12 protein-coding genes are annotated in these 14284 nt (G+C 37.0%); 9 read left to right on the top strand and 3 right to left on the bottom strand.

The features are described from left to right. Positions 1 to 110: 110 nt before the first annotated feature. From gatC to RBB48_RS20150, 9 genes are all read left to right on the top strand, one after another. A complete protein-coding gene (gene gatC, locus RBB48_RS20190; RefSeq protein WP_000086999.1) occupies positions 111 to 401 on the top strand; it encodes an Asp-tRNA(Asn)/Glu-tRNA(Gln) amidotransferase subunit GatC in 291 nt (96 codons plus the stop codon). A 15-nt stretch (positions 402 to 416) separates the two neighbouring features. Then, entirely contained in the window at positions 417 to 1874 is a 1458-nt protein-coding gene (gene gatA, locus RBB48_RS20185; protein WP_306008001.1) for an Asp-tRNA(Asn)/Glu-tRNA(Gln) amidotransferase subunit GatA, read from the top strand. Between the two features lie 14 nt (positions 1875 to 1888). After that, complete coding sequence (gene gatB / locus RBB48_RS20180; RefSeq protein ID WP_001047688.1) at positions 1889 to 3316, top strand: Asp-tRNA(Asn)/Glu-tRNA(Gln) amidotransferase subunit GatB; 1428 nt, start codon at positions 1889 to 1891, stop codon at positions 3314 to 3316. Positions 3317 to 3786: 470 nt separating this feature from the next. Then, complete coding sequence (locus tag RBB48_RS20175) at positions 3787 to 4692, top strand: diacylglycerol kinase (protein ID WP_000977669.1); 906 nt, start codon at positions 3787 to 3789, stop codon at positions 4690 to 4692. A 137-nt stretch (positions 4693 to 4829) separates the two neighbouring features. Then, positions 4830 to 5576 (top strand): HAD family hydrolase, encoded by a 747-nt coding sequence (locus RBB48_RS20170; protein WP_306008000.1) that lies wholly within the window; start codon positions 4830 to 4832, stop codon positions 5574 to 5576. Positions 5577 to 5730: 154 nt separating this feature from the next. After that, positions 5731 to 7095 (top strand): 4-aminobutyrate--2-oxoglutarate transaminase, encoded by a 1365-nt coding sequence (gabT, locus tag RBB48_RS20165; protein WP_199695215.1) that lies wholly within the window; start codon positions 5731 to 5733, stop codon positions 7093 to 7095. Between the two features lie 115 nt (positions 7096 to 7210). Further along, positions 7211 to 8578: a sigma-54 interaction domain-containing protein gene (locus RBB48_RS20160; protein WP_097889274.1), complete on the top strand. Its 1368-nt coding sequence runs from the start codon at positions 7211 to 7213 to the stop codon at positions 8576 to 8578. Further along, positions 8571 to 10022 (top strand): NADP-dependent succinate-semialdehyde dehydrogenase, encoded by a 1452-nt coding sequence (gabD, locus tag RBB48_RS20155; RefSeq protein ID WP_088061545.1) that lies wholly within the window; start codon positions 8571 to 8573, stop codon positions 10020 to 10022. The genes RBB48_RS20160 and gabD overlap by 8 nt, the downstream gene beginning before the upstream one ends. Positions 10023 to 10069: 47 nt before the next feature. Further along, entirely contained in the window at positions 10070 to 10393 is a 324-nt protein-coding gene (locus tag RBB48_RS20150) for a DMT family transporter (RefSeq protein ID WP_000263259.1), read from the top strand. Positions 10394 to 10433: 40 nt separating this feature from the next. Here RBB48_RS20150 and RBB48_RS20145 read toward each other — a convergent pair whose 3' ends face one another. From RBB48_RS20145 to RBB48_RS20135, 3 genes are all read right to left on the bottom strand, one after another. Beyond that, positions 10434 to 11663, bottom strand: coding sequence for an aminopeptidase (locus tag RBB48_RS20145; RefSeq protein WP_306007999.1), 1230 nt, complete (start codon positions 11661 to 11663; stop codon positions 10434 to 10436). A 116-nt stretch (positions 11664 to 11779) separates the two neighbouring features. Next, positions 11780 to 12862 carry a polysaccharide deacetylase family protein gene (locus RBB48_RS20140; RefSeq protein ID WP_097889276.1) on the bottom strand — a complete coding sequence of 361 codons (1083 nt, stop codon included), beginning with the start codon at positions 12860 to 12862 and terminating at the stop codon, positions 11780 to 11782. Between the two features lie 248 nt (positions 12863 to 13110). Next, entirely contained in the window at positions 13111 to 14214 is a 1104-nt protein-coding gene (locus RBB48_RS20135) for a polysaccharide deacetylase family protein (protein ID WP_097889277.1), read from the bottom strand. Positions 14215 to 14284 lie beyond the last annotated feature (70 nt).

Raw genomic sequence — 14284 nt, 5'->3', positions numbered from 1 at the left:
TTATGTAAAAATGCAGTAAGTGCCGTGTGTTGACTTGCTTGAAGTACTGAAAATTTGGTATCATCAATAGTATTGTAGATTGAACGATATATTATGGAGGTGGCCTAGCCGTGTCAAGAATTTCCGTTGAGAATGTAAAGCACGTAGCACATTTAGCACGTCTTGCAATTACTGATCAAGAAGCTGAAAAATTTCAAAAACAACTAGATGCAATTGTTACATTTGCAGAACAGTTAAATGAATTAGATACAACTGATGTAAAACCAACAACTCATGTATTAACTATGAAAAATGTTATGCGTGAAGATGTACCAGAAAAAGGTTTACCAGTCGAAGAAGTATTAAAAAATGCACCGGATCACAAAGATAATCAAATCCGTGTTCCAGCAGTATTAGAATAGAGGAGGGGAATTTCGATGTCATTATTTGATCATTCCGTATCAGAGTTACATAAGAAGTTAAACAACAAAGAAATTTCCGTTACGGATTTAGTAGAAGAATCTTACAAACGTATTGCGGATGTTGAAGATAACGTAAAAGCTTTTCTTACATTAGATGAAGAAAACGCACGCGCGAAAGCGAAAGAATTAGACGCGAAAATTGGTGCTGAAGATAATGGTTTATTATTCGGTATGCCAATTGGTGTAAAAGATAACATTGTAACTAACGGTCTTCGTACAACTTGTGCGAGCAAAATATTAGCAAACTTTGATCCAATTTATGATGCAACAGTTGTGCAAAAGCTAAAAGCTGCTGACACAGTTACAATCGGTAAGTTAAATATGGACGAGTTCGCAATGGGTTCTTCAAATGAAAACTCAGGTTTCTACGCTACGAAAAATCCATGGAACTTAGATTACGTTCCAGGCGGATCTAGTGGTGGTTCTGCAGCAGCTGTAGCAGCAGGAGAAGTATTATTCTCTCTAGGTTCTGATACGGGTGGTTCTATCCGTCAGCCAGCTGCATATTGCGGCGTTGTAGGTTTAAAACCAACTTACGGACGCGTATCTCGTTACGGATTAGTAGCATTCGCATCTTCACTTGACCAAATCGGACCGATTACACGTACAGTAGAAGATAATGCATACTTATTACAAGCTATTTCAGGTATTGACCGTATGGATGCAACTTCTGCTAACGTTGAAGTAGGAAACTACTTAGCTGGTTTAACAGGCGACGTTAAAGGTTTACGCATTGCTGTACCGAAAGAATATTTAGGAGAAGGTGTTGGCGAAGAAGCTCGTGAGTCAGTACTAGCTGCTTTAAAAGTATTAGAAGGTATGGGCGCAACTTGGGAGGATGTATCTCTTCCACACTCTAAATACGCTCTAGCAACGTATTACTTATTATCTTCTTCTGAAGCATCTGCTAACCTTTCACGCTTTGATGGCGTACGTTACGGTGTTCGTTCTGATAATGTAAATAATTTATTAGACCTTTACAAAAACACACGTAGCGAAGGTTTTGGTGATGAAGTAAAACGTCGTATTATGCTTGGTACATTTGCACTTAGCTCTGGTTACTATGATGCATACTACAAGAAAGCACAACAAGTACGTACATTAATTAAAAACGACTTTGAAAATGTATTTGCTAACTACGATGTTATTATTGGACCAACAACGCCAACTCCGGCATTTAAAGTGGGCGAAAAAGTTGATGATCCAATGACAATGTATGCAAATGACATTTTAACAATCCCAGTAAACTTAGCGGGTGTTCCAGCGATTTCTGTTCCATGTGGATTCGGTGCTAACAACATGCCACTTGGTCTACAAATCATTGGTAAACACTTCGATGAAGCGACAATTTACCGCGTTGCACATGCGTTTGAGCAAGCAACAGACTATCATACAAAAAAAGCAAGTCTGTAAGGAGGCGAGCATAGATGAATTTAGAAACAATTATTGGTTTAGAGGTTCACGTTGAGTTAAAAACAAATTCGAAAATTTTCTCTGCGAGTCCAACAGAATTCGGAGCGGAGCCAAATACACAAACAAGTGTAATTGACTTAGGATACCCAGGGGTACTTCCTACTTTAAATAAAGAAGCAGTTAACTTTGCAATGAAAGCTGCAATGGCATTAAACTGTGAAATCGCAACGGAAACGAAGTTCGACCGTAAAAACTATTTCTACCCAGATAATCCGAAAGCTTACCAAATTTCTCAATTCGATAAGCCAATTGGTGAAAATGGTTGGATTGAAATTGAAGTAGACGGTAAAAAGAAACGTATCGGTATTACACGTCTTCATTTAGAAGAAGATGCTGGTAAATCAACGCATACAGCTGATGGTTCATTAGTAGATTACAATCGTCAAGGTATGCCTTTAATCGAGATCGTATCTGAGCCAGATATGCGTACGCCAGAAGAAGCATATGCATACTTAGAGAAGTTAAAATCAATCATTCAATACACTGGCGTATCTGATTGTAAGATGGAAGAAGGTTCCTTGCGTTGTGATGCGAACATTTCCCTTCGTCCAGTTGGACAAGAGAAGTTCGGTACAAAAGCGGAACTGAAAAACTTAAACTCATTCACTTACGTACAAAAAGGTCTTGAGCACGAGCAAGTGCGCCAAGAGAAAGAATTGTTATCTGGTGGTATCATCCAACAAGAAACACGTCGTTATGATGAAGCAACGAAGAAAACAATCTTAATGCGTGTGAAAGAGGGATCTGACGATTACCGTTACTTCCCAGAGCCAGACTTAGTTGAACTTTACATCGATGATGAGTGGAAAGAAGAAATTCGTGCTTCGATTCCAGAACTTCCAGATGCACGTAAAGCTCGCTACGTTGCAGAAATTGGCTTACCAGCTTATGATGCACACGTATTAACATTAACGAAAGAGATGTCTGATTTCTTTGAAGCAGCAATTGAAGATGGAGCAGATGCGAAACTAACATCAAACTGGTTAATGGGTGAAGTGCTTGCATACTTAAACAAACAACAAAAAGAATTAAAAGACGTTGCATTAACGCCTGCTGGTTTATCTAAAATGGTTCAATTAATTGAAAAAGGTACAATTTCTTCTAAAATCGCGAAGAAAGTATTTAACGAGTTAATTGAAAAAGGTGGAGACCCAGAGGAAATCGTTAAAGCAAAAGGTCTTGTTCAAATTTCTGACGAGGGTACACTTCGTAAAGTTGTAACAGAAATTCTTGATAATAATGAGCAATCTATCGAAGACTTTAAAAACGGTAAAGACCGTGCAATTGGCTTCTTAGTTGGTCAAATTATGAAAGCTACAAAAGGACAAGCAAATCCGCCGCTTGTTAACAAAATCTTACTTGAAGAGATTAATAAGCGATAATAATAGTAACTTGTAAAGATTAAGCAGAAAAACACCCGTACATGGGTGTTTTTCTAGGTTAATCAAACGTTTGTTTAAATGAGAGAAGATCGTTTAAACAAACGTTTGATTAACTGTCAAAAGTGTAAAAATGTTTGTATAGCAACTATGGTATGATAGTTGCAAAAAGGTGGGAATAATGATAAATCTAGACATAGAGGTTTTTTTCATCTCATGAAATAATAGATAATTATTATTCGTTATATGTAAATTGTTGTGAGGAAATAGATGGACATAAATTTTTTGTCAAATAAAACAAAACCATTGAAATGAATATTTACTTTTGATGGACTACACGAATCGGGTTCTTACTGCCTGTTTGAGCGAGATAAAAGAAGGATAGGAAGATGAGAGGAGGTAGGCATGGGAATACTGAATAGAAGTTCGGTATGTTCTTTTTCAATATATAAAGAAATTTCCTGTGCTAATAAATGATGAAGCGAGCAAGAATTATTTATAATCCTACTTCTGGGCGAGAGCTATTTAAGAAGAGCTTACCGGAAGTATTACAAAAATTAGAACAAGCTGGATATGAAGCGTCTTGTCATGCGACAACTGGTCCTGGAGATGCGACTGTGGCAGCGAGGCAAGCTGCGGATCGTAAGTTTGATGTTGTTATCGCAGCTGGTGGTGATGGTACATTAAATGAAGTGGTGAACGGCTTAGTAGGACATGAACATCGTCCAAAGTTTGGAATTATTCCAGTTGGAACGACAAATGATTTTGCGCGTGCGATCGGTGTACCTCGTGCTATTGAAGAGGCTGCGGATATTATTTGTGAAGGGAAAACAGTTCCGTTAGATCTTGGTAGAGCGAATGATACATATTTCATTAATATCGCTGGTGGCGGCCGTATTACAGAATTAACATATGAAGTGCCAAGCAAGCTAAAGACGGTATTAGGCCAACTTGCTTACTATTTAAAAGGAATCGAAATGTTACCGTCATTACATCCAACATATGTTGAAATTGAGTATGATGGGAAATTACTACAAGAAGAAATTACGATGTTTTTAATTACGAATACTCGTTCAGTGGGCGGCTTTGAAAAGGTAGCACCATATGCATCGATTAACGATGGATTATTTGATTTATTAGTACTGAAAAAAGGTTCTATTGCTGACTTAATTAAAGCAGCAACACAAGCGCAGCGTGGTGAACATATTAATAACCCAAAAGTGCTATACACACAAGCAAATCGAATTAAAGTGCATTCACCAGATAAACTAATGATTAACTTAGACGGTGAATACGGTGGAGATGCACCGATGGAATTCGAAAATATATATCATTGTCTTGAACTATTTGTTCCTGAACAACAAGAGGATGCCCTGTAAAGGCATCCTTTTTATTATATAGAGGAATTGTAAATTGGAAGTTAGTTTGATTTTTATGGTATTTTTACAATTCGTTTATTTTATATCCATACTTTATTGATACACTGGAGGAGATAAGAAACGAGAGGTAGGATGCTATGGAGAAGGTAAAGGCAATACTATTTGATAAAGATGGGACATTAATGGATTTTCATTCAATTTGGATAAAAGTGGCTGAAGAGCTTGTCGCTGAATGTATAAAATTATATCAACTCCGACAGTCAATGCAGCAGGCTTTATTAAAAGAAATCGGTGTGGATGGGGCATTTGTTCATCCTAGTAGTGCAATAGCTGCTGGAACAAGCCTCGATGTAGCAAAGGGGCTTTGTAAGTATATTACGTCATCTAAGGAAGAGGAAATGCATGAGTGGGTAAGTGAAAAATTATTTTCTCTTATGTATGAACACCGCTCCTATATGAAAATGACGGCGGATTTACCGAGGATTTTACAAGGTTTAAAGGATAGAGGATTTATTTTAGGTGTTGTGACAGCTGATGATTTTGCACCAACAGAATTATTTTTGAAACAATATCAATTAGAGTCCTTTTTTGATTATGTTGTAGCTTCAGATACATTTCCGGCACAAAAACCAGATAAAAGAATTGTAGAATCTTTTTGTGAGAAGTTTCATTTAGAAGCATGTGAAGTAGCCGTCGTTGGAGATACACCAACTGATTTATATTTAGCGAGAAATGGTGGCAATTGCTATGCAATTGGAGTACTGTCTGGTACAGGAGATCGTCAAACGTTAGAACCACTTGCAGATTTAGTAGTACAATCTGTTGGGGAGTTTATTTCTCATTCGGGTGAGTTGATTTGGGAACAAGGAAAGTCTAATGTGTAAGAAAAATAAGTCTATAAAGACTCTTAATGAGTCCTTATAGACTTATTTTTTATGCCGACATAGAAGGTATGCAGGATGAATGCTGGGAAAGAACGTTGGCATACATTTTGCAATGAAAAGAGAAAACAATGTAAAGAAAAGGATGGGGTACGTAATGAACACAAAAAAATTTGCTAAAGTAAATGAACAAATTCCTGGACCGAAAGCAGCGTCTTTATTAGAACGCCGCCAAAATATAGTACCAAAAGGAGTAAGTAACGGCATCCCAACGTTTGTACAATCTGCAAATGGTGCTCTTGTAACAGATGTTGATGGCAATCAGTACATTGATTTCGCGGGAGCAATCGGAACAATTAACGTAGGGCATTGTCATCCAGCTGTTAAAGAGGCGCTCCATAAACAAGTAGATCAATACATTCATACTGGATTTAATGTCATGATGTATGAGCCATATATTGAATTAGCAGAAAAACTTGCGTCATTAGCGCCGGGAAGTTTTGATAAGCAAGTACTATTTTTAAATAGTGGTGCAGAAGCAGTTGAGAACGCTGTGAAAATCGCTCGTAAATATACAAAAAGACCTGGTATTATTGCATTTTCTAAAGGATTCCACGGGCGTACATTAATGACAATGACGATGACAAGTAAAGTAAAACCATATAAATTTGGATTTGGTCCATTTGCGCCTGAAGTCTATAAAGCACCATTCCCGTACGAATATCGCCGCCCAGAAGGATTAACGGAAGAGCAGTACGATGACTTTATGATTGAAGAGTTTAAGAATTTCTTCATATCAGAGGTAGCACCAGAAACAATTGCAGCCGTTGTAATGGAACCTGTTCAAGGGGAAGGCGGATTTATCGTTCCAAGTAAGAAGTTTGTGCAAGAAGTACGCAATATTTGTTCAGAACACGGCATCTTATTTGTAGCGGATGAAATTCAAACAGGATTTAGTCGTACAGGAAAATATTTTGCCATTGATCATTATGATGTCGTTCCAGATTTAATTACGGTATCTAAATCATTAGGCGCTGGTGTACCGATTAGTGGTGTTATTGGGCGCAAGGAAATTATGAATGAGTCTGCGCCGGGAGAGCTTGGTGGAACGTATGCAGGAAGCCCACTAGGATGTGCAGCAGCATTGGCAGTACTTGATGTAATAGAAAAAGAGAATTTAAATGATAGAGCAATAGAATTAGGAAAAGTTGTAATGAATCGATTCGAAGAGATGAAAAATAAATATAATTGCATCGGTGATGTGCGTGGTTTAGGAGCAATGTGTGCATTCGAGCTTGTTCAAGATCGGAAGACGAAAGCACCTGATAAAACGTTAACAGCTAATTTGTGCGCAGAGGCAAATAAACGCGGATTACTCCTACTATCAGCAGGGACATACGGTAATGTTATTCGTGTGTTAATGCCATTAGTTATTACAGGTGAGCAACTTGAAGAAGGATTAAATATAATTGAAGAATCATTGCAAGTCTGTTATGAGAAAGCAAATACTGCTCGTGTTTAAAAGTTAAATAATAAATCGCAAACATTCTAGCTGACTCTATATAAAATACAGAAAATTCACTTTATAATAAAGGTAGTGAAGTGAATCGATGGATTGGAAGTTAGGGGTGGCTAGGATGGTTGGAGAAAAGGAACGAGTGTTAATGGATTTACAAGATGTATTTGAATATGCGTTTGACGAAATTTTTGTGACTGACGAAAAGGGAATCGTTGTGCGTGTAAATAGTACATGTGAAAGGCACTATCAACTAGCTGCTAAAGAGTTGGTAGGTAAGCATGTGAAAGAATTGCAGAAGGATGGTATCTTTTATCCATCGGCAACGTTAGAAGTAATTGAAAAAAAGAGACCGATTGAACTCGTTCAAACGACAAAATCAGGAGAGTATTTACACGTTCGTACAAGGCCTGTTTTTGATAATGAGGGAAATTTAAGAAGAGTAATTAGTTATTCACGTGATCTGACAGAGCTCTACCAATTACGTCAAAAGGTAGAGGAAATGGATAATCAGTTAAAAACATATAAAAAAGAATTAAGAGAAACATATGAACATGAAGGACTTATTTTTAAAAGTATCGCTATGCAAAAAATAGTCGAGACAATCAAGAAAGTATCCGTGGTAGATAGTACAGTTCTCGTTTTAGGTGAGACAGGAGTAGGGAAGAGTCGATTAGTACGTCATTTACATGAAGTGAGTAACAGGAAGAATGAAAGTTTCTATGAAATTAATTGTGCGGCATTGCCAACGAATTTAATTGAATCAGAGCTTTTTGGATACTCAGGTGGATCTTTTACAGGTGCGAATCGTGAAGGGAAAAAGGGATTATTAGAATCAGCTCATAAAGGAACTCTTTTCTTAGATGAAATTGGCGAAATGCCACTTGAAATTCAAGCGAAACTTTTGCAAGTGTTGCAAGAAAAAACGTTTCGTCCTATTGGCGGAAGAGAATTAAAAAAGGTGGACGTTAGAATTGTAGCGGCTACAAATAGAGATTTAAGTATGATGGTGAAACAAGGAACATTCCGGAAAGATTTATATTATCGTCTAAATGTCATTCCAATTGTAATTCCACCACTCAGGGAAAGAACTGAAGACATTTTGCCACTCATTTATCATTATTTACAGCACTTTAACGAAAAATATGGCCGGAATGTAAAATTAGCGCCTAGCACATTGCAAATGTTTGTTGGTTACCCGTGGGAAGGAAATAATAGAGAGATTGAAAATGTGATTGAGCGAATTGTTATAACTGCTGATGATATCGTTACGATAGAAGATTTGCCAATAGCGATGCAAGAATCAACGGTTGAACAGTCCGGCCAAAGTCTCTATAAAATGTTAGAAGAAGTAGAACGGAATATTATTTTGAAAGCATATAAAACATATGGATCGAGTTATAAAGTAGCGGAGTTTTTAAAAATAAGTCAATCTGCTGCCACTAGGAAGATAAAGAAACTTATAGAGGAGGAAGAAAACATTGGATAAAAAAGCGACGTTTGTAAATGTAGAGAAAAAGGCGATGTATATAAATGGTGAGTGGATTACATTGCAAGAACAAATCGAAGTAAATAATCCAGCAACGAAGGAAATATTTGCGACGGTACCAAAGGGCGGGGTAACAGAGGCAAAGCAAGCTGTTGATGCTGCTCATGAAGCTTTTAAATCATGGTCTAAGTTAACAGCAGCAGACCGTGCAGTGAAGTTAAAAAAATGGTTCACACTTATCGATGAAAATAAAGAAGAGATTGCAGCGATTATGACGAGAGAACAAGGAAAGCCGTTTGTAGAAGCACTTGGTGAAGTGAATTATGCCAATAGCTTTGTTGAATGGTATGCAGAAGAAGGTAAACGCGTATATGGCGAAATGATTCCTGCTTCTCATCCGAATAAACGTATTTTAGTTATGAAACAACCGGTTGGAGTTATGGCCGCTATTACACCTTGGAACTTCCCGGCTGCTATGATTACGAGAAAGGTAGCCCCGGCGCTTGCAGCGGGATGTACGGCAGTTGTAAAACCGGCAAGCCAAACACCGTTAACTGCTTTGAAATTAGCTGAATTAGCCCATGAAGCGGACATTCCAAAAGGCGTAATAAATATTGTAACAGGTAGTGCGAAAGCAATTGCTGATACGTGGATGGAAGATGGGCGTGTTCGAAAAGTTTCCTTTACAGGATCAACTGAGATTGGGAAAGAATTAATGGCTAGTGCTGCACAAACGATGAAAAAGGTTTCACTTGAGTTAGGTGGTCACGCGCCGTTTATTGTTATGAATGATGCGGACTTAGATAAAGCGGTAGAGGCGGTAATCGGTTCGAAATTCCGTAACGCAGGACAAACGTGTATATGTACAAACCGAGTATTTGTTCAGGAAGAAGTGTATGAAGTATTTGCAGAGAAGTTTCAAAAGGCAGTAGGGCAGTTAAAAGTAGGAGACGGTTTCGGTGATGGAACGACTGTAGGACCACTTATTGACGAGAATGCAGTTTCGAAAGTACAGGAACATATCGAAGATGCTATTCAAAAGGGTGGAACAGTCTTATTTGGTGGTCATAAGGTTGCAGAGCTAGATGGACACTTTATGCAACCAACTGTAATTGGATTGGCGAACGATACGATGCTTTGTATGAATGAAGAAACATTCGGACCAGTAGCACCAGTTGCGAAATTTAAAACGGTTGAAGAAGTAATCGAACGTGCAAATAATACACCATATGGCTTAGCTGCTTATATTTTCACAAAAGATATTAGTCAAGCATTCCAAGTTAGCGAGGCATTAGAGTATGGTATTATCGGATTAAATGATGGACTTCCATCAGTTGCACAAGCACCGTTTGGTGGCTTTAAAGAAAGTGGTATTGGCCGTGAAGGAGGGCATTTCGGTATCGAGGAATATTTAGAAATTAAATATATTTCATTAGGACTATAAGTAGTATACTAGAATCTCTATAAGGTAACAGAGAAGGAGATTCTAGTATGGTATATTGGTTATTATTACTTGTTACAATTATTTTTGAAGTAGCTGGAACAATTGCGATGAAACTATCAAATGGTTTAACAAAGCTCGTTCCAAGTGTACTTATTTTCGTATTTTATGGAATTTGTTTCAGCGTATTTGCTATCGTTGTCAAAAAAATTCATTTAAGTATTGCTTATGCGATTTGGTCTGGTGTAGGAACATTACTTATTACAATTATTAGCGTGTATTTCTTCAAAGAGCACATTAACTTATTCCAAGCATTTTGTATTCTTTTTATTGTTTTAGGAGTAATTGGACTTAAGGTTTCATCGGCATCATAAAAGGCTATCTTCCGGTGTGGAAGATAGCCTTTTGTTTTTATTAAAATGCCCAGTTACCTTTACGGAAGATTGGTTCATGTCTTCCGTCATCTGTAATACCATCGATATCAAGCTCAGCGGATCCGATCATGAAGTCGTTGTGTGTAATACTAGTGTTTGCTCCATTTTCGGCAAGTTCTTCTTTAGACATTGTTTTTCCGCCAACTAAGTTGAAAGCATAAGCACTTCCGATTGCAAGGTGGCAAGATGCGTTTTCGTCAAATAGTGTATTGTAGAATAAAATATTTGTATTTGAAATTGGTGAATCATGAGGTACTAAAGCAACCTCGCCTAAGAAGTGAGAGCCTTCATCTGTTTCTACTAAATGTTTTAAAGCCTCTTCACCAGTTTCAGCTTTATAGTCTACGATACGTCCGTTTTCAAATGTTAACGTGAAGTTATCGATAATATTACCTGCAAATGCTAACGGTTTTGTGCTAGATACTTGGCCGTTTACACTTGTTTTAAGTGGCATTGTAAATACTTCTTCAGTTGGAATGTTCGCCATAAATGGTACGTTCTTTTCATTTAAGCTACCAGCACCAGCCCATACATGCTTTTCTGGAAGTTCGATCGTTAAATCTGTTCCAGGAGCTGTATAGTGAAGGGCTTTATAATGCTTTTCGTTTAAGTAATCAACTTTTGTATGTAACGTTTTATCGTGTTCTTTCCATGCTTCCACAGGATTTTCTAAATCCGCACGAGTAGCTTTGAAAATAGCATCCCATAGTTTTGCTTCTTGTTCTTCTGGTGCAACGTCAGGGAATACTTTCGCAGCCCATTCTTTCGTAGGAACAGAAATGACACACCAGCTTACTTTATCAGCTTGTACGTAATCACGGTATACTTTCATTGCTTCACCAGCTACTTTATGAGCTGTTGCGATACGCGTTGATTCTACACCTTTTAATAAATCAGGGTTTTCTGCATAAATAGACATAAATGCAGCACCTTCTTTTGCTAATTCTTCACGAGCATGTGCTTTCCAAGATGGGAACTCAGCGAATGCTTCTTCAGGGGCTAGGTCGAACTTTAAGCGTGTTAACGTCTCATCATTCCAGTCCACATATACGTGTTTTGCACCAGATTTATATGCTTTTTCTGTAACGAGGCGTACAAATTGTACAGCTTCAAGAGGTGCACTAATTGATAATGTTTGTCCTGGTTGAATATTAACACCAACATTGACTGCAAGGGCAGCATATTTCTCTAACGTTTGTTCAAATGACATATGTATAATCTCCTTTAATTTGAAAGATTTCTTACTATATATAATACAAGAAAATTCAAAAAATATATATAAATATAGCGTAAAAAGAGAGCTCAAAATATATTGAGCTCTCATCGTTATTTAATCGAAGAAGCAAATTGTTCTACAGTCGTCGAATTGTGTATGCGAACACGCTTCATTTTTAGTAATTCATCGGGTTCACCTTTCGTAATGAACTTTCCGGGTTTTGTTGTCGTCGCAAATTGATAATATTTCTTCGTTTCTGCAACAACTTTATCATCCACATGACCGAATGGATAAGCAACTGCAATAACAGGCTTACCTGTTATTTTCTCTAGCTTTTCCTTTGATTCTTTTAATTCTTCTTCATAGTTTGTAATCTTAGGTAAGTCTGCATGTGTTGCAGTATGAGATTGCATAGAGAAAATGCCGGAATCAACCATTTCTTTTATGTCAGATGTAGAAAGTGATCCTTCTACATCAACGTTATCAACAATCATATATTCTGTTGCTGTAGGTTTAAACGTATCGTCTTTTAGTTTTTGTAAAACATGAAATGCATTCATATTATTTTTCATACCGTCATCAAATGTAACAAAGATAGGTTTATTTACTTTATTAATATCGCCCCAACGTTCAAAAGTTAGTAATGTATAGCCGTTGTCTTTTAAATATTTCATTTGGGCTTCAAAATTAGCAGGTGATACGAATAAATCTTTAATGCCTTGTCCGTGATAATCATCGATTGCATGGTACATAAGAACGGGAATCTTTTGCTCGAAAGTAATAGTAGATTTTGTGAGTGGAATGTTTTTCCCATCTTCTTTCATTCCTATTGCTTCAATTTGAAACTCACCGCGTTTTCCTTCAAATTCTTTTATGTCAAAAGGAAGTGTAAATTGTTTCTCCTTTTCTTTAGAAGAAAAAGATTTAGCACTTTCCTTCCCATCAGCTGTGCGCCAAATTTTATATTGTACCTCACTTAAAGTATCTTTTATATCTGTCATATGAATAGTAGTGTTTGTAGATTCGTGTGTAATCGGATGATAAGAAATTTTACCTTGTTCTTGCACAGTCTCTTCTTGTTTCTTAACTTCTTGAACCTTTTTCTCTTTTTTAGGTTCCTGGTTTACATTGCTACTTTTACAGCCAGCTAAAATGGCAGACGTACATAAAGCGATTGCTGCGTATTTTCTCATAAAATCACCTTCTATTGTGTATTATGTTGCATACTTATATTTAAAATCCCCACCGCTGTAAGAGAGGTGGGGACATACCCTTGTTCATCATATCATTTTAGTAATGAGATAGGTTAGTGACTTATTTCTATCATCTTTTAGTAAAGTTTACTTTATCCCGCTATTTGTGGGCAGTAAGACTCCACCTCAGAATTCAGCAAAAGCAAAGAGGTTAGGTGGGGGTGAACAAAACCCCTACTGATCAAGTTTTACTTTATAAGAGATATGAATTTTTCCATTGATGTATTAGGCCCTACAAAGTGGCGTTTAATTAAGTACTGTTCGTTTGGCATCCCTTTTGTAATGTGATTACCGTGATCAGTAGTTACTGCGAACTCATAATGTTTTTTTGTTTCTTCAACAGCTGGGTCATTATAAGAACCTACTGGATAGGCGAGAGCGATGACCTTTTTACCAGTAAGGGCTTCGATTTTTTCTTTCGAACTACGTAATTCCTCATCATAATTGCTTGAATGAGCCATCATCGTATGATTAGCAGTATGTGATTGAATAGAAAAAATGCCTGAATCCATCATTTGTTTTATCTCATCTGTTGATAGACGATTGGGTTTGTCTATCTCATTTGCAGTAAGGAATTCAGTAGCCATAGGTTGAAATCTATCATCTTTTAATTTTTGTAAAATATGAAGAGCGTTCATATTATTTTTTCGACCATCATCCATCGTTACAAAAACAGGTTTATTTACACGATTTATATCATTCCAACGTTCAAATGTAAGCATCGTATAACCGTTATCTTTTAAATATTGCATATGTTTTTCGAATTGCTCAGGTGGTACGTATAAGCCGTAATCCCCATCACTTGGTCCAGGGTATTTTTCAATCGCATGGTACATTAATACGGGTACATGTTGCTGGAATGTAATTTTAGATGTTACTAGAGTTGTTTCAGTATGATCTTCTTTGATTCCTACTGTTTCAATTTGAAATTCGCCACGTTTTAAATGAAATGATTTTAAATGTAGTGGGAGGGCAAAGTCACGTTCTTTTTCTTGTGAAGTAAAAGTTTGTTTGCTTTCAGGACCATCAGCAGTACGCCAAATATTGTAACGCACTTGTGTGAATGAATCTCTTAAGTCCTTTGTATAAAGCGTGGTGTTTTGTGCGTTATATTCATACGGATCCCATGTAATAATTCCTTGTGTTAAAGGCAGTTCAACCGCTTTCGCTTTTTTTTGTTCAACTGTTTGTTTCGCCGTTGCTTCTTTTATTTGTTTATCACTAGTGCTACTAGTGTTACAACCTACGAGAATAGCAGAAGAAAGTAAAGCGATATATGTATATTTTTTCATTCTATCATCCTTCTATTGTGTTTTAATTATCATCACTTATGTCTTGAAATTATCATTCGTATAAGTGACA

This window comes from Bacillus sp. MMSF_3353 (assembly GCF_030733445.1).
In the GTDB taxonomy this organism is placed as follows: domain Bacteria; phylum Bacillota; class Bacilli; order Bacillales; family Bacillaceae_G; genus Bacillus_A; species Bacillus_A wiedmannii.
The sequence above is the reverse complement of the archived record's forward strand: the minus strand, read 5'-3'. Positions and strand labels throughout refer to the sequence as shown.